14 protein-coding genes and 2 pseudogenes are annotated in these 18,770 nt (G+C 59.8%); 7 read left to right on the top strand and 9 right to left on the bottom strand.

Annotation, left to right across the window (positions count from 1 at the left end; translation table 11 throughout):
- Positions 1 to 1,092 precede the first annotated feature (1,092 nt).
- The 5 genes from EN869_RS27420 to EN869_RS27400 are packed head-to-tail and all read right to left on the bottom strand — an operon-like array spanning position 1,093 to position 6,690.
- A complete protein-coding gene (locus EN869_RS27420) occupies positions 1,093 to 2,094 on the bottom strand; it encodes an ABC transporter ATP-binding protein (RefSeq protein WP_126101838.1) in 1,002 nt (333 codons plus the stop codon).
- Positions 2,087 to 3,097 (bottom strand): ABC transporter ATP-binding protein, encoded by a 1,011-nt coding sequence (locus EN869_RS27415; protein WP_126101839.1) that lies wholly within the window; start codon positions 3,095 to 3,097, stop codon positions 2,087 to 2,089. The genes EN869_RS27420 and EN869_RS27415 overlap by 8 nt, the downstream gene beginning before the upstream one ends.
- Positions 3,094 to 4,026 (bottom strand): ABC transporter permease, encoded by a 933-nt coding sequence (locus EN869_RS27410; RefSeq protein WP_126101840.1) that lies wholly within the window; start codon positions 4,024 to 4,026, stop codon positions 3,094 to 3,096. Before EN869_RS27410 ends, EN869_RS27415 begins: the two co-directional genes overlap by 4 nt.
- On the bottom strand, positions 4,023 to 5,018 hold the full coding sequence (locus EN869_RS27405; protein ID WP_126101841.1) for an ABC transporter permease: 996 nt from the start codon (positions 5,016 to 5,018) through the stop codon (positions 4,023 to 4,025). Before EN869_RS27405 ends, EN869_RS27410 begins: the two co-directional genes overlap by 4 nt.
- A gap of 1 nt (position 5,019) precedes the next feature.
- Entirely contained in the window at positions 5,020 to 6,690 is a 1,671-nt protein-coding gene (locus EN869_RS27400; protein WP_126101842.1) for an ABC transporter substrate-binding protein, read from the bottom strand.
- Positions 6,691 to 7,290: 600 nt separating this feature from the next.
- Here EN869_RS27400 and EN869_RS27395 point away from each other — a divergent pair.
- From EN869_RS27395 to EN869_RS27380, 4 genes are all read left to right on the top strand, one after another.
- Positions 7,291 to 7,644, top strand: a complete 354-nt coding sequence (locus EN869_RS27395) for a transposase (protein ID WP_126101843.1) — start codon at positions 7,291 to 7,293, stop codon at positions 7,642 to 7,644.
- Entirely contained in the window at positions 7,641 to 7,988 is a 348-nt protein-coding gene (gene tnpB, locus EN869_RS27390) for an IS66 family insertion sequence element accessory protein TnpB (RefSeq protein ID WP_126101844.1), read from the top strand. The genes EN869_RS27395 and tnpB overlap by 4 nt, the downstream gene beginning before the upstream one ends.
- 66 nt (positions 7,989 to 8,054) lie before the next feature.
- A protein-coding gene (locus EN869_RS27385; RefSeq protein WP_127229478.1) for an IS66 family transposase occupies positions 8,055 to 9,732 on the top strand; the annotation gives its coding sequence in 2 pieces (ribosomal slippage) (positions 8,055 to 9,368 and positions 9,370 to 9,732; 1,677 coding nt in all).
- A gap of 2 nt (positions 9,733 to 9,734) precedes the next feature.
- Positions 9,735 to 9,968, top strand: a complete 234-nt coding sequence (locus EN869_RS27380) for a hypothetical protein (RefSeq protein WP_126101846.1) — start codon at positions 9,735 to 9,737, stop codon at positions 9,966 to 9,968.
- Between the two features lie 384 nt (positions 9,969 to 10,352).
- Here EN869_RS27380 and EN869_RS34620 read toward each other — a convergent pair whose 3' ends face one another.
- On the bottom strand, positions 10,353 to 10,619 hold the full coding sequence (locus EN869_RS34620) for a hypothetical protein (protein WP_167498733.1): 267 nt from the start codon (positions 10,617 to 10,619) through the stop codon (positions 10,353 to 10,355).
- An 81-nt stretch (positions 10,620 to 10,700) separates the two neighbouring features.
- On the opposite strand from EN869_RS34620, the gene EN869_RS27365 reads away from it, so the two are divergent.
- From EN869_RS27365 to EN869_RS27355, 3 genes are all read left to right on the top strand, one after another.
- Entirely contained in the window at positions 10,701 to 11,606 is a 906-nt protein-coding gene (locus EN869_RS27365; protein ID WP_126101848.1) for a LysR family transcriptional regulator, read from the top strand.
- Positions 11,607 to 11,686: 80 nt separating this feature from the next.
- Complete coding sequence (locus EN869_RS27360; RefSeq protein ID WP_126101849.1) at positions 11,687 to 13,768, top strand: hydantoinase/oxoprolinase family protein; 2,082 nt, start codon at positions 11,687 to 11,689, stop codon at positions 13,766 to 13,768.
- Complete coding sequence (locus EN869_RS27355; protein ID WP_126101850.1) at positions 13,768 to 15,516, top strand: hydantoinase B/oxoprolinase family protein; 1,749 nt, start codon at positions 13,768 to 13,770, stop codon at positions 15,514 to 15,516. The genes EN869_RS27360 and EN869_RS27355 overlap by 1 nt, the downstream gene beginning before the upstream one ends.
- Positions 15,517 to 15,788: 272 nt before the next feature.
- Here EN869_RS27355 and EN869_RS35230 read toward each other — a convergent pair.
- From EN869_RS35230 to EN869_RS27335, 3 genes and pseudogenes are all read right to left on the bottom strand, one after another.
- Positions 15,789 to 16,277, bottom strand: a pseudogene (locus tag EN869_RS35230) (IS21 family transposase); the annotation flags it as partial.
- Between the two features lie 219 nt (positions 16,278 to 16,496).
- Positions 16,497 to 16,781 (bottom strand): annotated as a pseudogene (locus EN869_RS27345) (transposase); the annotation flags it as partial.
- 574 nt (positions 16,782 to 17,355) lie between these two features.
- On the bottom strand, positions 17,356 to 18,465 hold the full coding sequence (locus tag EN869_RS27335) for a succinylglutamate desuccinylase/aspartoacylase family protein (RefSeq protein WP_245460084.1): 1,110 nt from the start codon (positions 18,463 to 18,465) through the stop codon (positions 17,356 to 17,358).
- Positions 18,466 to 18,770 lie beyond the last annotated feature (305 nt).

The following is an 18,770-nucleotide window of genomic DNA, read 5'->3' as shown; positions in this document are numbered from 1 at the left end:
CCGCTCAAGAAATCATGACCCATGAGATGCCTCATTGTTTTTCTCTTTCCGATTTTGACAGCATAGCGTTCAGCACGACGCAGAACTTGCTTACAATAGCGACGTGCATGCTATTCTCAGCCATCATTAATAACATGAACTGCAAAAAATCCGCTGTTACATAGTCATAAACACGCGGGCGACCGTTTCAGCTACCTAGATGATGGCCCTGCAGCTCGCTTGCTTTGCTATTGATTAGACCTTCAAGCTTATGCCGGAATTGACAAGCATAGAATTAAGCTATCAGCTATCGCGAATCCAGATGCTCAATGCTCGCCGGCGGCGGGGACAGGCCGGTGCGGTGCACGGCCAGGCAACGTCGATCGCGTCGAATCGAAGTTATGGCCAGTTGTACGCTCGAGGTGGGGGCCGAAAAGCAAGCGCCTGTGAACCGCGCATGGCCGCGAGCGAAGGTTAAACGTTGGCGCCTTACGCAACTGACTGGCTCTGTGTTCTCAACGGACCGATTGACGGCCAGTGCCTCCGCACTATCTCGAGCAGCAGCTTGTGCCCAACTGGCGAGTTCGCTCGACCAGGCCGTATTGGCGCCGCTGGATTTCGCGGTTGTTCATGACTTGGCAGCTTGTCAACTGCCGGATGTAGACGATGGTCGGCAAAGGTGCTCAGCGGTGATCTTGCTCATTGCCCGCCTCCTTCAGGTTCGCGGATCGACTGTCCGTCGGCTGGCACGGACGCCGCTTCGATGAGTAGCGATTGCAACAGAGCCACTCGCTTCAGCCGATCGTCGGTCGGACATGTCGGTTGGTGGCGCAGCGGGCGCGAACAAATCCAGTTGAATGCGCAGTGGGATCTTCATCCGCATGTCCTCCTCCAGAGATCAAGTCTCTCGGAAGAGAAGCTACGAGATGATCGACAAGCGGGCGAAGTTCGAGGAGGTATTTGGGGGACGATGGGCTCGGCAACGACCCAGCAAGGCGACAAACGCCCGCAACCGCCGCCTGGAGCCCGCCCATAAACAGCATACCAGTCGATGATTTGCACGGGGTTGGAGTATCAACCACTGAGCCCTTACTGACCGGCATTGGCTGACCTTCACTTTGTCAGCCAACACGCGGACATATGCTGTGGTCCCACTTCGAGGGCCGGCGGCTCCTCCTCCTTGCAGCGGTCGAAGGCAAGCGGGCAGCGCGGATGGAAACGACAGCCCTTCGGCACGCGTGCGGCACTTGGAACCTCGCCCTGCAGGGCCGGTAGCTTGCTGCGATCTGCGTCGCCGCGAATCTGCGGCGTGGCGTTGCGCAGCGCGACGGTATACGGATGGCGGGGGTTGAACGTGATCTGATCCGCTGTGCCGATTTCCACCAGTCGCCCAAGATACAACACCGCAATCCGGTCGGCGATCAACCACGCGAGCGGCAGGTCGTGGGTGATGAACAGCAGCGCCATGTGGTGTTTGTCACGCAAATCCACCAGGACCTGAAGAATCTGTGCGCGTATCGAGACATCGAGCATCGACACAGGTTCATCGGCGACGATGAGTTCCGGCTTCACGGCAAGCGCTCCGGCAATCACGACCCGCTGTCGCTGCCCGCCGGACAGTTCGTGCGGGAAGCGGGGAAAGAAATCGCCGGAAGGATTAAGCCCGGCTGCCGCAAGCGCTTCGCTGACCCTCTCCGTAAGTTGGGAATGGTTCTCGACCAACCGCAGGGAGCGCAACGGCTCCGCCACGATATCGAATACGGTGTGTCGCGGATTGAGCGCCTGATAGGCGTCCTGGAAGATCATCTGCACGCGACGCCGGTAAGGACGCAGGGTCGAGGAGCCTCGCTCCGACGTCATGTCTCGGCCTTCGAACAGCAACCTGCCGCCTGTCGGCTGAGCAAGTTTGGTGATGACGCGGCCCACTGTCGTCTTGCCGCTCCCCGATTCCCCGACCAGGGCAACGATTTCACCCTGTCCGACGTTCAAGTCGATCCCGTCCACCGCACGCACTGCACCGGCAGGTCGGCCCAGAACACGGTCGAAGAATCCGCCACGGATCGGGAAGTGGACCTGCAGGCTTTCCAGACGCAGGATGTCGGCAGTGTCAGGCATGAATTGCGACCTTGTCCTCTTGCGTCAAGGGCCGGTGAAGGTGACAGGCGACGCGGCCCCGCCGGACTTCGTCGAGGCTGGGGACTTCGGTCGCGCATACCGTCATTGCAGACGGGCAACGTGAATGGAAGGCGCAGCCTGAGGGTCGATTCACCAAGTTGGGAGGATCACCGGGGATAGGCCGGATCATCCGTTTGCCGTTTGCTGGGTTTGGTATCGATTCGATCAGCAGCTGGGTATAGGGATGCTTGGGTTGCGCGAAGACATCGGCGACAGTGCCATCCTCGACGATGCGGCCAGCGTACATAATCATCACGCGATCACAAGTCTCGGCAACAACAGAAAGGTCGTGGGTAATCAAAATCAGGGCAAGGTTAAGCTTCGATCGCAAGTCCCCAAAGAGCTTGAGAATCTGAGCCTGTGTAATGACATCGAGCGCCGTGGTGGGCTCGTCGCCGATGACAATCGAGGGGCGACATGCGAGTGCCATCGCAATCATCACCCTTTGACGCATCCCACCCGACAGTTCGTGAGGATAGGCTGCACCGCGGTCCGCCGGAATGCCGACCAGTTCGAGCAGCTCCCTTGCCCGCACGGTGGCCTCGCTGCGCGACAAACCGAGCCGCAGGATGCATGGCTCGGCGATCTGCTTGGTGATGCGGTGAACGGGATTGAGCGCATTCATCGCGCCCTGAAAGACGACGGACGTCTCGCTCCAGCGGTGTGGCCGCATGGCGACATCGTCATTGATAGGCAGTCGCTCTCCGCGATAGCGTACCTCGCCCTCGCTTACCCGCGCGTTGGGCGATAGCAGACCCGCAATCGCCATTGCGGTCGTGGTCTTTCCACTGCCCGATTCACCGACGAGGGCAACGGCCTCTCCGGCTCGAAGCGCAAAGCTTACGCCATCGATTGCACGCGATGAAAGGCCCTTGAGCTTGTAGTCAACAGAGAGCCCGTCGACGTTCAGAAGCAACGCCGTGCTCCGGGAGGGTTCTGTCATGGGATCACCCTCCGGCGTGGATTGAACGTATCGTCGAGGGCATTGCCAATCAGGACGAAGCTAAGCGCAACCGTAAGCGCGCACAGCCCGGGGGCGCCAAGATACCACCAGGCTCCAGCACTGGCGGCGCCGGCGCGCTGAGCGAGCGATAGCAACGTGCCCCATGAAGGCTGCAAGGGATCGCCAAGCCCAAGGAACGAGAGTGAAGTCTCGATATAGATTGCGCCGGAGACGACCAAGGCGCCATTGGCTGCAATTTGCGGCACGAGATTGGGCAGGATGTGCTGTACCATGATGCTGAAATCGCTGCTTCCCACCACCCGGGCACGATCAACGAATGTTCGCTCCTTAAGCGAGAGTGTCTGGCTGCGAACGATACGAGCAACGAACGCCCAGCTGGTCATGCCGATGACAACAATGATCACAAAAAGAGAAGGGCGGAAGCCAAGGATGTCTCCACCGCGCCCCATCACCTCAAGGACCACAGGCGTGATGACCAGCGCGAGCACGAATGAAGGCATAACAAAAAAGAAATCTGTGATGCGCATCAGCCAGACATCCACCCAGCCACCAAAGTAGCCCGAGGTCATTCCGACCGTGGTGCCGACGATGAGGCTGATTACAGTCGCCAGCAGCGCGATCGTGAGTGATATCCGGGCACCATGGACGACCAGATTGAGCACGTCTCGCCCCACCTCATCCGTCCCCAGCAGATGCTGGCTTGATGGTGGTGCGAGGAAGTCGCCGGTTGCATTGATCGCAGTCTGCAGAGGTCCCACCAGAATATTCGGCACCGCTGCCAGCACAAAAAAGAAGATAAGGCATACTATACCCAGCTGAGCCCCGCCATGACCAAGAAATTGACGCAGAAAGTCTTTGATAGCCCGCTCTCGGCTGCGCTTAGAATATTGAACAGTATTTTCACTCATTGCCTAACTCTTGGATCGAGAAGACCGTAAGTAAGATCAGCGACGAGGTTCGCGACAACGATCGACACACCAAGCAATAGGAATATCCCTTGCAGAACTGGATAGTCTCTCGCGTTGAGTGCCTCAACAGTTAAGTTGCCTATGCCTGGCCATGCGAATACAGATTCGACGGTAATAGCACCCGCCACTACATAACCAAGATTTAGCGTCACCAAGGTCATGACTGGTAGCATTGCATTGCGAAAGGCGTGACGCATCAACATTTGGAGGTCAGTCAGCCCCTTAGCCCGGGCAGTTACCATGTAGTCCTCGGCGACAACATCGCTCATAGCAGCACGAGAAACCACAACGTATTGCCCGATCAGACCAAGAGCCACTGCGGACACGGGAAGTACGAGATGCCGCAGATAATCTAACAATAAGTCAAGAGAACCCTTAAGCGCGCCCGGAGAATATCCACCGTAGCCAGGTAGCCAGCCCAATGCCGTGCTAAAGATGACCACCAGAAGCATGCCGACCCAGAACGATGGCGTTGAATAGAGGGCGAGAGAGGCACCCGTCGTGATATGATCGACGACTCCTCCCCTGCGCCAGCCCGCATACATGCCGAGCGTGACCCCCACAACGATTGCGATGAGCTGAGCGATGCCGACCAGTGCAATAGTGGCCGGCAGCCGCTCCAAGAGCAGGCCTGCGACCCGCCTGCCCCTGAACTTGAAACTATAACCGAGGTCGCCATGAAGCGTTGCTGACACGTAGTCGACAAGCTGGTCCGGCACCAGCGGCCGCTCAAGGCCCCAACTCTTCCGCTGCGCTTCCAACTGCTCAGCGGTCACAGAAACTCGTGCCCCGCCCAATAGCAATTTAGCGGGGTCGCCCGGAATGACTCTGAATAAAATGAAGTTCAGAATTACTACCATCGAAAGCGTTACGGCTGCTCTGAGAAGGGCATGCCCAATGTGCCGCGTGGTCCGGCCACCATTGGCAGCCATGTCAGATTGACCTCAAGCGATCGAACGGAAAATAGGTCCACATCGACACCATGTCCTGTGTCCCCCAGCCCTCGAAACAATCTGTGCGATGGGCGTCGAGCACGAGGGGATAGCATAGCATGATATAGGGTGCTTCGCGATAAATGAGGCGCGCCGCCTCATCGACCAGTTCCTGGCTCTTCTTAGGGTCGACGGTACTGTCGACCTCGGACAAGAGCTTTTCGAAGTTGTCATCGGTCCAGTATGACATGTTTGGGTTGCCGATGGCCTTGCTGCTCCCCATCCTAAGCAGGTCGTGAGGTGTGGGAGATGGCCAGTTGCTGGCTACGAGCAAATCCCAGCCTCCGCCGCCATCCGCCGGCGCCGCCGTGCGGGCAGTGAGCGCGCCGGAGTCGAGTTGGGTAACCGATAAAGGTATGCCGACTTGTTGCAGCCAGCCAGCGATAAGCTGCACGACCGCAATCGGCATCTCGAGGACACCCGAGAACTTTCCGGTAATCAGATCGAGCTGGAAGCTGTTGCCCTCCTTGTCCTCCCGGACGCCGTCTCCATTCTTGTCGCGATAGCCGGCGGCATCGAGTCGGCGGCCTGCCTCGGCGAAATCGAAGTGGCGCCTGATGTCGTTTAGGTCCGAATAGTAATCGGCCGCCACCGGCATTACCAGTCCCACGCCAGGGTCCGCGTGCCCGCGGTAAGCTCGGTCGACGATGGCCTTCTGGTCGATCGCATAGCCGATCGCGTCGCGAAAAGCCGGGTCCTGCAGGGCCTTGGTGCTGCCTGCCCCCTTCTCCGAGAGAGTGTTAAAGGCCAAATAATTACGCTGCTCAACGCGCGATTCACCGACCTTTATGTTGGGATCCTTTGAGAGGTCGGCCCATTGGGCGGCCGTGAGACCGCTGCCGTAATCGAGGTCGCCGCTCTTCAAACCCTGCGCGACTGAATCGATTGTCGTGACGTATTGCAATATCATGCCGGCAGTTTTTGGCTGTCCTGTACGGAAATAAGGATTTGGCGTGAGGCGATCAAACTGACCTTGTTTAAACTCCGCAACGATCATAGGTCCAGTTCCCACCAGCGGGGGATTATTGCGGAAAGTGCCGCGAGCATCGGCGTAGCTGATATCCTTCCAAATGTGCTCGGGGACAATTAGAAGGTAGTTGTCAATTGGCCAGCGCGTAGGAGCCTTCGTTACTATTTGCAAAGTCTCATCATCAACAGCCTCTATGAGATCGATTTGGTCCATGCCGTCGGTGTTGTTGAGACCCCGATTTAGTTCGTCGGGCTTGCCAATGGAGTCGCGTAGATAATTATAGGTGAACGCAGCGTCCCTGGCCGTCGCAGGCTGACCATCCGACCACTTCATGCCAGGCCAGATCTTAAAGGTCCAGGTGAGCTTGTCGTCAGCGACGGACCACTCCTTCGCAAACCCCTTCCGATCCTCGTGGCGCTGCGCGTCCATACCCACCAAGCAGTCATAGGAGAAAACCAGGGGCCAGAAGGAACCATAACTCGCAAAAGGGTTCATCGTGTCCGGGGTGCCCATTGTGCCGAAGCGCACGATATGATCACCACACGACGAGGCAAACGCGTTTGAGTGCATGATCCAAGGCGCGGTTGATCCCGCAAGCATAGCCTTCATCATGGCACGGCGGTTGAGCTGCCACTCGTTCATTCTGTCCTCCCTTTAAATTCTAGTGCACCGCAATTTCAAACCGAACGCGCATAGCCTAGGCCATGTCTTGGCGTGATGCAGCGGTTCCCTTCGTTTGCGTTGAAGATGATGGTCGCGGGCAAAGACGGAATGCAAGAACAGAATCAATATCGCAGGTATCTAGGATTTAGATGGGGTTCTCTGATCGTGGAGCTGATTGCAAGCTCCTGTCGGCGTATCCATGTTCCTGCCGGCTCTGTGGTTCTCTTCGCGGTTAACACTGGGTCGCCGCATTTAGCGTTCAAGACGTGGGTGCCTCAATGTAATCGACGCAGTAGTACCTTAAGTTAGGGCTGCCTCCCCATCCACGAGATCACGACGCCATCATCCCGGCAGGGACATTCACCGCCGAAAGGGCGGATCTTGCTTAATGCTTAGCTGGTGATCGCGGTCGCCTCCTCCTTCGACCAGCGGAATTCGCTGACGTCGATCCAGATCCGATGCATGATCACAGCCAGTCTGCAGGGTACGCCTCCGGCGGAGGCCGCCTTGCGAGAAGATGGCACGGTAGCGAGGCTGCGCTCTTAAGGTCGTCCTTACGAGCGTGGTTAGCAGCACAACATGAGCCATGTGACGTTATTGACCGGGCCGGAGCGGCGGCGCCGTTGGAGTGAAGCGGATCAGTGCCGGATACTGGCCGCGGCATTCGCGCCTGGGGCCACAGTGGCGGCGGTGGCGCGTCAGTACGATGTCGCGACCAGCCTGATCTACAAGTGGCGCCGCACGGTGAGAGCCCGCGAGACGGGCTTTGCCGAAGTTGTCGTGGCTCCCGATGAGCCTGTCGCCGTTTCGCGGCCGGCGGCATCCCCAGCGGTGATCGAGCTGGAGGTCGCCGGCAAGGTGCGGCTGCGGATTCCGCTGACCACGCCGCCAACACTGGCGGCGGCGATGGTGAAGGCGCTAGGGGTTTCATGATCCCGGTTCCGAGCCAGGTGCGTATCTGGTTGGCAGTCGGCCAGACCGATATGCGTCGCGGAATGCAGGGTCTCGCTCTACAAGTTCAGGAGACGTTGGGCCGGGATCCGCATGCCGGCGATCTTTATGTCTTCCGCGGCCGCAGCGGCAACCTGATCAAGATTATCTGGCATGATGGGCTCGGCATGTCGCTGTATGCTAAACGGCTCGAGAAGGGCCGGTTTCTATGGGCGTCGCCGGCGGACGGCACGGTTTCGATATCACGGGCGCAGCTTGCCTACATGCTCGACGGGATCGATTGGCGCAACCCGCGTCACACGTTCCGACCGCAGCGCGCGGGCTGAGTTTTTCTTTGAGTTTGCGCCATTTTCCGCGAGTCAGCGGACTCGTTTTATGATTCACTCCAAGGCATGGTTGCCACCGCCCAGGGTGCTGTGCCGGACGATATTGGCGCGCTGAGAGCGGCGCTGATCGCGGCGCTGGCCAGAGCCGAAGACAAGGCCGCGCGCGCTGCGCTGGTCGAGGCCGAACTGGCGGTCGCCAGAGCCAAGGCATCGGATGATGCAGCGCTGATCGCACATCAGGATCTGACGATCCGGAAGCTGCAGCGGGCGCTGCATGGTCAGAGTTCTGAACGCTCAGCCCGCCTGCACGACCAGATGGAACTCATCTTCGAGGAACTCCAGAGCACCGCGACGGAAGACGAGATCGCCGCCGAACAGGCTGCGGCCCGGACCACCGAGGTGGCGCCTTATGTGCGCAAGCGACCCGCGCGCCAGCCATTTCCCGAGCATCTGCCGCGCGAACGCATGGTCGAGCCCGCGCCGACTGCTTGTCACTGCTGCGGCGGTCATCGGCTACGCAAGTTGGGTGAGGATATCACCGAGACGCTGGAGGTGGTGCCGCGGCAATGGAAGGTGATCCAGCACGTGCGGGAGAAGTTCACCTGCCGCGACTCCGAGGCGATCAGCCGGGCTCCGGCGCCGTTCCACGCCATTCCGCGTGGCTGGGCCGGTCCCGGCCTGCTGGCGATGATCCTGTTCGAGAAGTTCGGCCAGCATCAGCCGCTCAACCGCCAGGCTGAACGCTATGCGCGCGAAGGCGTGCCGCTCAGCCTGTCGACGCTCGCCGACCAGGTCGGGGCCGGCGCCGCGGCGCTGATGCCGCTGTTCAAGCAGCTCGAAGCCCATGTGCTGGCCGCTTCACGTCTGCACGGCGACGACACAACGGTGCCGGTCCTGGCCAAGGGCAAGACCGATACCGGCCGTTTATGGACCTATGTGCGCGATGACCGACCGTTCGGCGGCGCCGATCCGCCGGCGGCGGTATTCTATTATTCCCGCGATCGTCGAGGCGAACATCCCGCGGCGCATCTCGCCGGCTGGAGCGGCATTCTGCAGGCCGATGCCTTTGGCGGTTATGGCGATCTCTATGCGACGGGTCGTCAGCCGGCGCCTGTTATGGAAGCCAGCTGCTGGGCCCACAGCCGGCGCAAAATGTTCGAGCTGGCCGATATCGAAGCGGCGGCGCGCAAGAAGGCGCGCAGCGAGAAGCCCAACCTGGTCTATCCACTGGCGGTCGAAGCCGTGAAGCGCATCGATGCCCTGTTCGATATCGAACGCGCGATCAACGGCCTGTCGCCAGCCCAACGCCACGCCGTGCGCCAGGAGCGGAGCGCGCCGCTGCTCACCGAGCTCGAGCGCTGGATGATCGAGACGCGCGACAAAGCTCTCGCGCGGACACGACCTGAGCAAGGCCTTCAACTACATGCTGCGCCGCTGGTCATCCTTCACCCGGTTCCTCGACGATGGGCGGATCTGCCTATCGAACAGTGCAGCCGAGCGAGCCCTGCGCGGCATCGCTCTCGGCAGAAAGTCCTGGCTGTTCTGCGGTTCCGATCGCGGCGGACAGCGCGCTGCCGTTCTCTACAGCCTGATCGTCAGCGCCAAGATGAACGATATCGACCCGCAGGCCTGGCTCGCCGACGTCCTCGCCCGACTGCCCGCCTATCCGGCCCATCGGATCGATGATCTGCTGCCGTGGAATTGGAGGTCCGCAAAACTGCGGACCCAACCAGCTGCCGCCTGATCATGCAGCGCAATAAGGTGCATCACGTCTACACCGTCGGCCGTGTCGCCAGCGACCTCGGCGTCAGCGAAGCGCTCATCCACGAACTGACCCTCGGTCTCGAGCCGGAGGACGGCGTCATCTGGGTGTACGGCACCAACGATGACGACGGGATCTTGGCCTTCACCGATGAAGGCATCGAGGAGGTCAAACTCCTCCTCGAAGAATATCATCGGGTCTCCTCATCGAAAGCTTGACCCCAGCACTCCGGTGCTCAGGTCCTCACGGTCACCAGATACGCACGTCTGCGGACTTCACCGGATGGGTACTCTGCAGGCGACGGCCACTCGGGCTTTCTTGCTGCCAATCCGGCGCGCCAGACGCGCGCCCACGCTTTCAGTGCAGACCATCTGGCGACCCGTGCCAACAGAGTGCCCGCAGCTCGAAGAGATAGATAGGTGCCTGTGAGCGTGTCGTCGCATTTTGACACCGACCCGTCACGATCGACTTCCCGATTGATACCGTCTCGGCGTCAGGCCGAAATGGGCGCCAACACCCGATGAGCGAACAAAGCGCGCTAAATCATCCACCGCGGTGACGAAGCGGATTGGCCGTCAAGACGCCAATGCCGGGTACGGTCATCACGGCGGCACGGATCCCTGTGTGGCGAACCCGAGAATGTGCTCCTCCAACATTCTGATTTTTTGCTCAATGCGTGCGCGGGCAGCTTCGATGCCGTTGGATATCGGCGTACTAACGGCGACGGAATTCGGGAAGACAAGGAGGGAAACAGCTTGCAGCTCCAGCTGATCACTGTAGCCGGCGCAGGCGTCGGCGAGATCGAAGTGGCGCCTTTCGTCGTTTAGGTCCGAGTAGTAGTCGTTTGCCACCGGCATCATCAGTCCCACGCGAGGGTCCGCGTGCCATCACGGGGCTGGCCGGCTCGCCAAGGCGCTTGCAGAACCGCCGACGCCGACCGATAAAGCTGCATGACCTTTGACCAGATCAAAAGCTTCTATCTTGTAGCGGTGCTCGGGACCTTTGCCAAGGCTGCGGAGCAACTGAACACAACACAGCCAACCATTTCAGCGCGTATCGCGGCGCTCGAAGATCGGCTGGGCGTCAGTCTTTTCGATCGCTCGGGCCATCGGGTTGCGCTCACTCCGCAGGGCCGCAGCTTTCTTCGCAGCGCCGAGAAGCTACTGGAAATCCAAGCCAAGGCCCTCAAACGCTACGGCAAAGGCGAGCTGCGTGGAATCGTGCGTATCGGGGCTTCAGACACGATGGCAGTCATCTGGATCCCGCCCTTCCTTGCGGCCTTGCGCGCGGCAAATCCGGATGCCGAGTTCGAGCTTCACATCGGTCCATCCTATCGACTGCGCGACGAATTGCTTGCCCGACAAATCGATATCGGGTTCATTGTGGGTCCCATCTCCAATCCGCAGATGATCAACCATCTGCTCTGTGACTGTCCCATGGTATTCGCAGCCGCACCGTCGCTCGGCCTGCACGGCAGGAAGCTAACACCGGCCGAAATCGACCGCATGGACATCTTCACCTTCGAGCGGATGACTAGGCCACACCAGGATCTGCTGCGCGATCTTCGCAAAGCCGATATTGCGCCCAGGCTGAACCCGATCAACTCGCTTCAGACAACCATTTTGATGGTTCGCAAGGGCTTGGGGATAGGCGCGGTGCCTCTCGGCTCTATCGAGGAGGAAGTCGCTACCGGCAGCCTTGTCGTCGTCGATACCGAATTCAAGCTCACCGATGTCCGCTTCACGGTCTGCTACCCGCAGGGGCCGGACACGCATGTCCCCGAGACGCTCACCGAACGTGCCATAGAGTTCTTGAAGGCACGCGGCTCATCGGACTCGATAAAATTACTTTATTGATCTCCAGCGTAAATTGCGATTTGCATCTATGGGGCGCTCCTTTCTATGTTTCGTCAAATTGGTGGAGCAGGGAGGGTTCGATGAAAGGCTGGCGTTTGGCGTCCGACATTGGTGGTACATTCACCGATATTGCCTTTATAGCCGAGGACGGGCTGCTAAGTACGATTAAGGTGCCATCGACACCCCAGAATTATGCCAGCGGAGTGATCGAAGGTGCGAAAGCCCTCGCATCGGCCCGAGATCTTCGGATCGAGACGATGGCCGAAATGGCGCACGGATGCACCGTCGCTACAAACGCGATTCTGGAGGGCAAGGGTGCCCGCGTCGCGCTGCTCACAACGGCGGGATTTCGTGATGTGCTTGAATTGCGGCGCATCCGTGTGCCTAAGCTCTACGAGCCGCTCTACGTCAAACCTCTTCCTTTGGCGGCGCGCGACCTGAGGCTTGAAGTTCGTGAGCGCGTCGGAGCCGATGGCAGCGTCGTTGTGCCGCTGGTTGAGGATGATGTGTGCAAGGCCGCCGAGGTCATCGCCAGGTCGGGGGCGGAGGCTGTCGCCGTCTGCTTCCTGCACTCCTATCGCTTTCCCGACCACGAACGCCGCGCCGGCGCGCTCCTCCGGAAATTGCTCCCCGGCTGCTTCGTAACCCTTTCGGTCGACGTGCTCCCGCAGATTCGTGAATACGAACGTACCAGCACGACGGTGGTAAACGCCTATGTCGGCCCTCCGGTTAAGCGCTACCTGGAAGGGATGGAAGCCGATCTCGCTGCGGCCGGTTGCAACGCCCGCATATCAGTCATGCAGTCCTCCGGAGGCTCGATCTCCTCCGATGCGGTGAAGGACAAGCCGGCCCAGATCGTGGAATGCGGGCCGGCGGCGGGTGTCGTCGGCGCCGCCCATCTGGCCCGCCTTCTGCGTATCCGGAACGCCATAACGTTCGACATGGGCGGCACCACCGCGAAAGGTTCCCTGATCGAGGATGGCGATGTCATCTTCGCCGAAAACTACGAGATCGGCGCTTCGATGAGCACCGCGGGTGCGATCGCCGGCGGCGGCGGATACGCGCTCAAGCTTCCGGTCATCGACATCGCTGAGGTTGGCGCTGGTGGCGGCTCCATCGTGCGGCTGGACCGGGCAGGGGCTATCAAAGTCGGCCCTGACAGCGCCGGCGCGGCGCCGGGTCCGGCCGCATACGGGCTGGGCGGTGAGGAGCCGACCGTTACGGATGCGAATATCGTGCTCGGCTTCTTGAATCAGCAGTCTCTGGCCGGCGGAACAGTAAGGATCGATGCCGGCTTGTCGCGCGCATCTCTTGAGAGGACGATCGCCTCCCCGCTCGGAATGTCCGTGCATGAAGCCGCATACGGCGTGCATGAGGTTGCGAATGCGACGATGGTGCGGGCCATCAAGGCGGTGACGACCTATCGCGGGCGCAATCCGCGCGATTTCGCCATGTTCGCTTTTGGAGGCAATGGCGGCGTGCATGGGGCGTCCATTGCGCGAAGCTTGGAGATCGGCCGCATATATGTTCCTGCAGCAGCGGGCGTTTTCAGTGCCGTGGGTCTGCTTCTGGCCGAAAAGTCAGTAGCTGTCGCATCAGCCTTCGTCGCACGACTGGACGAGCTCGATTATACGGCAGCTGAACAGGCTTACGTTCAGCTCCAGCGTGAGGCGGAGCGCCTTCTGGGTGTTTCCGGGAAGGCCAGGTGCATGCGCCAGGTAGAGATGCGCTACCTTGGGCAGGCATTCGAGCTGATTATTGATCTCGATGATGGGCACCTATCCACCGAGGCGCGCAGCGAGCTGCGCGCCCGCTTCGACGCCGAGCATGAGCGACGGTTTGGTCACCGTTTCGATGAGCACAACGCAGTCGAGATCGTCGCGTTGCGTCTCAGGGCATCCGACCCGGACCATGTCGTGCCTGCTCGCCTACGGCACGCACTCAAGCCAAGCGAGACCACTTCAAGGCCGGTGTGGTTCGGAAAGAGGTACGGCTTCATTGAGACGGCTGTCGTGGGACGCGCGGAAGTCACGCGGGAGAGGCAGGCCGGGCCGGTTATCGTGGAAGAATATGAAGGGACGACGGTTGTGCCGCCAGACGCTTCCGTCTTCCGAGACGAATTTGACAACCTGGTCGTCGATCTGCAACGAGGAGTCGCGTGATGCGAAACCGCAAGACAGACCCGTTTTTGCTCGAGATATTCAAGAACGCGTTCGACACGATCGCCGATGAGATGACGCTTACGATCGTTCGTACCGCTTACTCCCAGATCGTTCGCGACTCATTGGATTTCTCGACGGCCCTCTGCGATGCGACCGGGCGTACAATCGCTCAAGGCGTGTGCACGCCCATGCATCTAGGCAGCTTCTATGATGCGCTACAGACGATGCTGTGGAAAATCGGCGACGACATCCATCCGGACGACGTGCTGATCATGAACGACCCGTACGCGGCAGCGGGCCAGCACCTTCCCGACATCTATATCGTCCGCCCTATTTTTTACGAGAATGTCCTGCGTGGCTGGGCGACGACACTGGCGCACCATTCGGACGTCGGCGGCATCGTGGCGGGCTCTAACGCTCTCGGCGCTCACGAAATATTTCAGGAGGGCCTGCGCATCCCTGTCCTCAAGCTTGTGGATCGAGGGCGCCGCAACGCCACTCTGTGGGATATGATAGCGATCAACGTGCGTACGCCCGATCTCGTCCTGGGCGATCTTCAGGCACAGATGGCCGCCGGAGCGACGGGTGCGCGGGCAATGGTGCGTCTCTTCGATCGCTATGGCGCCGATACGGTTCTGCAGGCGATAGAGGATCTGAACGACTACGCACGTGAGCTGGCAGAAGCTGAGATCGGCGATCTTCCCGACGGCGTCTATCACTTCACCGACCATATTGACGGGATCGGCGAGAATCCTGAGCCGATCCTTCTCAAGGTTCAGGTCGAGATTAAGGGCAGCCGGGTTGTGATAGACTGGGACGGGTCCTCGCCTCAGGTCGCCGGCGGCGTAAACGCCACTTTCCCCTTCACCAAGGCCTGTGCCTACGCAGCCCTACGATCCGTGATGAAGGCGGACGTTCCCAACTGCCACGGGTTCACCGAGATCATCGAGGTCAGGGCTCCGGAAGGCACCGTGGTCCGTCCCGTATCGCCAGCCCCCTGCGGCGCGCGCGGCATTACCGGCTACAGAATGATCGACTGCCTCTTCGGCGCGCTTTCGCAGGCTGCTCCCGACCGGGTAACGGCCGACGGATCCGGCGGCTCGACTTTGCCTACCATTGCGGGCCTGCATGGGGGCAACCAGTTCGTCTTCTGTGAAACGGTTATGGGAACCTGGGGAGCCAGCCTAGCGAATGACGGGCTGGACGGTGGCCCACATATCGGCGCCAACCAGTCGAACGTGCCGGTTGAGATGATCGAGCAGACCTATCCTATCCGCATCGAGCAATACGGCTTCGTCCCCGACACAGGGGGTCCGGGACGCCGTAGGGGTGGGCTCGCCATCCGGCGCGATTATCGGCTCCTTGCGAGCTCAGCGACCTTGAATATCCGTTCCGATAAGCGTGCCTATCCGCCGCATGGCCTCTTTGGGGGCTGCGAAGGCAAGCCGTCGATGAACCGTCTGATCTCGGGCGACAATGCCATCGTGCTGCCGGTGCTCCTTAAGGAGCCGGTACCAATGAAGAAAAACGACCTGTTCTGCCACGTGATGCCATCGGGGGGTGGGTACGGCCCAGCATCCGAACGGGAGCCGGAGCGCGTGCTGGAAGACTGTCGTCTCGGCAAGATCAGCATAGAAGGTGCGCGGCGCGACTACGCCGTAGTCCTCACGAAGAGTGAAGCGGGCATCGTCATCGATCTCGACGCCACGCAACAACTGCGGCAGGCAAGATCTCGTGCGGCGGAATAAGTCATTTCAAGCGGAGGACGAGAAATAAGGATTTGAACCCGGCTCGACCTAGCAGGATGTTGAAACAGGCGCTCGCCCTTGGGCTGCGGCCGTGATTCATTTTCCTTGAATGGATTCGGAGGATGAATCGTGCGATAGTCGGACTGGTGAACTGTTCAGATCCGATCTGGGCAAGGACCGGGGCCTCCCGGCGGAAGATTTCTTTCGCGTTCGAGTTCCGAAACCGCATTCGCGATCTCTAAAACCCACTCTGCCGAATCCGTCTTCGGAAAAACCAGTGCGTCAACGCCTGCCATCACGGCTGCAAGCCGGAATAGGCGAGCCGCGAATGATAGAGACGGTGATCGAGCGGCTGTCCGGCGATGGTGAGGCCGGTGCTGCTCATGATCGGTGAAATCCGACAGGCCGAGGCGGCCGGCTCGTGCGTTTGCCGGAAGATGACTTCCTGTTCCTCGCCATCGGACAGCGCGCCGGGATCGGACGCGACGCTGGCGAATGGCGTTGCCCAGCTCGGGATGACGCCGCAGCGTCTCCTCGAAGATTGCGACCGGCCGGATTCCCGGCGCAGCCCACAGCAGCGGCACGATCTCGGCGTCAAAATTGTCGGGCGAGCGGATCGGGCGGCGGCGTTGTCGCGGAACCTTCCTCTGCGAGGGCAGCCTCGAATCCTTCTCGATGCGATAGGCCGTGCCGTGCCGATCGACGCCTTCGCCGCCGCGACGGCCGTCGTATGGGTCTGCCGGAACTTCATGAAGCCTCATCTGGTGATCGGTTACGTGGCGGCCGGGCACTAAGTGATTCCTCCAATCCGACAAACCACTGGCGTACCCGGTCGGCCGCGATCGCCAGACAACGCTCCGAAAGGGAACGCCGCCGGCGGCATTCTCATCTTGATTGACGCTGCGCTCTCACTTGATTGCCGCGCCCCAGCGGGAACGTCGACGGATATCCGCAGACCCGAACCTAGTTTTTCGATACTAGCGCTCAAACAATTCGGTGGAGAAGCGGCCCGCCCGATCCTGCGGAACCCGCAGCTCAAGCTTGCCGACCCGCGTGACAAGGGTGCGGCCCTAGACTAATAGCCAGAGCGATAGCCGAGACGCTCCGGCGTGCGCTGGTTCTTCGCAGCACCCAGCGCCTCGTCCATCTCGGCCTCGAGCACCTCCTGCATCACAGCGCGGATCACCTCGTGCAATCCATCCGTATCCGGGTTCGAAAGCAGAATGTCTTTGACGGCCGGCGGATTTATCTTCAGTCTTGGTCATGGCGGCGTTCCTTCGCGGGAATCGGTGACGTGAACAATCATCAGCCTGCCATGACCGCCCTCTCTCAGCGAATTTGCAGAACTCTCAGCACACTACCAAGGCAGCCGGGTCAGCCAACTTCCGCGCTGGTTGCGCCGTGCGGCCCTGCCTACCGGAAAGGTCTAGCCCCGAGAATGGAAAGCACGACAACGGCGACCGCCAGAAGCGGTGACGGCCGAGGGCGACGCGCGCAAACTTACAGGAGGTCTGGACTGCGACGCCATGAAGGTCGACAGCATGGCGTCTCCCAACCCGCCGAGGGGCCGGCGTGATGTAAAAGCCGAGGCAGATCACAAACACCACAGGGAACCGCCGCGCACGCCCGGCAGGCTGAGCGGGAAGAAAACGCGAGAAGGCGGCAAAAAGGCGTCGCCCATGCTGCGGGCGGCCGCCATCAGAGATGACGCTGACCAGAGGCAGGATCATCATGGGCAGCATAATGTGGTCGGGTGTCCGGCGGCCGCGTGGGCGCTACTTGACAAGTACGCACACTCGGTATGTCGTTGTTGAGGCGAAATATCGATGCCCCTTAGATTCAGAGATTGAGCGGCCGCGCGAGGTACACTAAGCCATCGTTGACGTCGACCTGCATTCCGGTCCTTAATGAACAGACGATCGATGTGGTAGGCGCTCGAATTTCAATGGCCTTTGATGACCACGGATCCAACGGATGCAGGAGTCCTACAAGATCTCCTTCACTCAGCTCGTCCAACACCGAACAACGAGGTTCGAAGATGCCTCGTGCCGGCGATGTCAGTTGGTCCGACGTGAGCGACTCGAGTGTCAGGTTAGTCTTCATTTGACGGGGCGTCGGATACTCTGTCTTTCCTTCTACGAGCCCAAGCTCGATAATTGCGTTGCGTACCCCAGCTTCGGCGACCGCAAGAGCGTCGGCGCTCACGGTTCCACTGCCGAGCTCAGCACAAACGAATACCTTGCCTTGGCTTTGAACCAAGGTATCGAACATTCCTTGCGTTGGTCCATCCCAGGCCAGTGTCACTGGAAACTTGAAGGCCGCTGCCATGTTAAGCGTCTTTCGCATGAGATCGGCGTCGCCAATAGGGTGCGTTGTGGCTGCGGGGGGACAATCAAACTTGGGTCCGAAGCTGTGCAGATCAAAAACCATGTCAACCGTTGGTAACAGCAACTCCGACACTGCACTCGCAGTGCGTTCGGATATTGACCCGTTCGGCCGGCCGGGAAACACACGATTCAGGTCCAACCTATCTACTGGCGACCTGCGACTCCACGCTTCCAAAGCTGTCGGATTGAGCATCGGCGCAATGAGAACTCTCCCGCACGTTTGCGCTTCAATTAGCCAGTCAATGAGCCGAAGCGCGACAATTGGTCCTTCGAATTCATCGCCATGGATACCGGCGGTAATAAGGAGGCGCGGCCCCTCCCCTTTATTAAGGCTTAGAACTGGAAGCGGAAGAGCTTCCCTGTCCGTGCCCGTTGGGACTACAAGATAACCCTTGTTCACGCCAGGCTCGTCGAGGTCAAACGTAAGGTGCGGTTTTTGGCTCATTGACAAGGTTCCATTATCTATAAAACGTGGTGGATTAATCGTTGCCACAGTGTGCAGCTTGGCCGGCGGATTGACGAAGGCGACAATTATTTCTCCGCCAATGACCCCATCAGGCACTGCAGCCAGTGCTCCCAGTATTGAAATGTATGCAGATTATTCCTCGAAAATTTTTACTTTCAGTTAGGTCAAAAACAGGTTTCAAAATCCGTCTCGTACGATTTCCTTACAAGCCGACCACCATGACATCGTCTTATCTGGAATTGTGTTGAAATAGCTAGATCAGAGGAATCGAAGGTCGCGATCGCCGTTGCTCAGGACCTCCGCCCCTCCATCGGTCACCAGGATCGTCTCGCTGCAACCGATCGCGAAACGGCCCTCCTCGTCGGTCAGGAACAGCGGCATGTGCAGCGCCATGTTGGGCC

Source organism: Mesorhizobium sp. M2D.F.Ca.ET.226.01.1.1 (assembly GCF_004022705.2).
Lineage (GTDB): Bacteria > Pseudomonadota > Alphaproteobacteria > Rhizobiales > Rhizobiaceae > Mesorhizobium.
The sequence above is the reverse complement of the archived record's forward strand: the minus strand, read 5'-3'. Positions and strand labels throughout refer to the sequence as shown.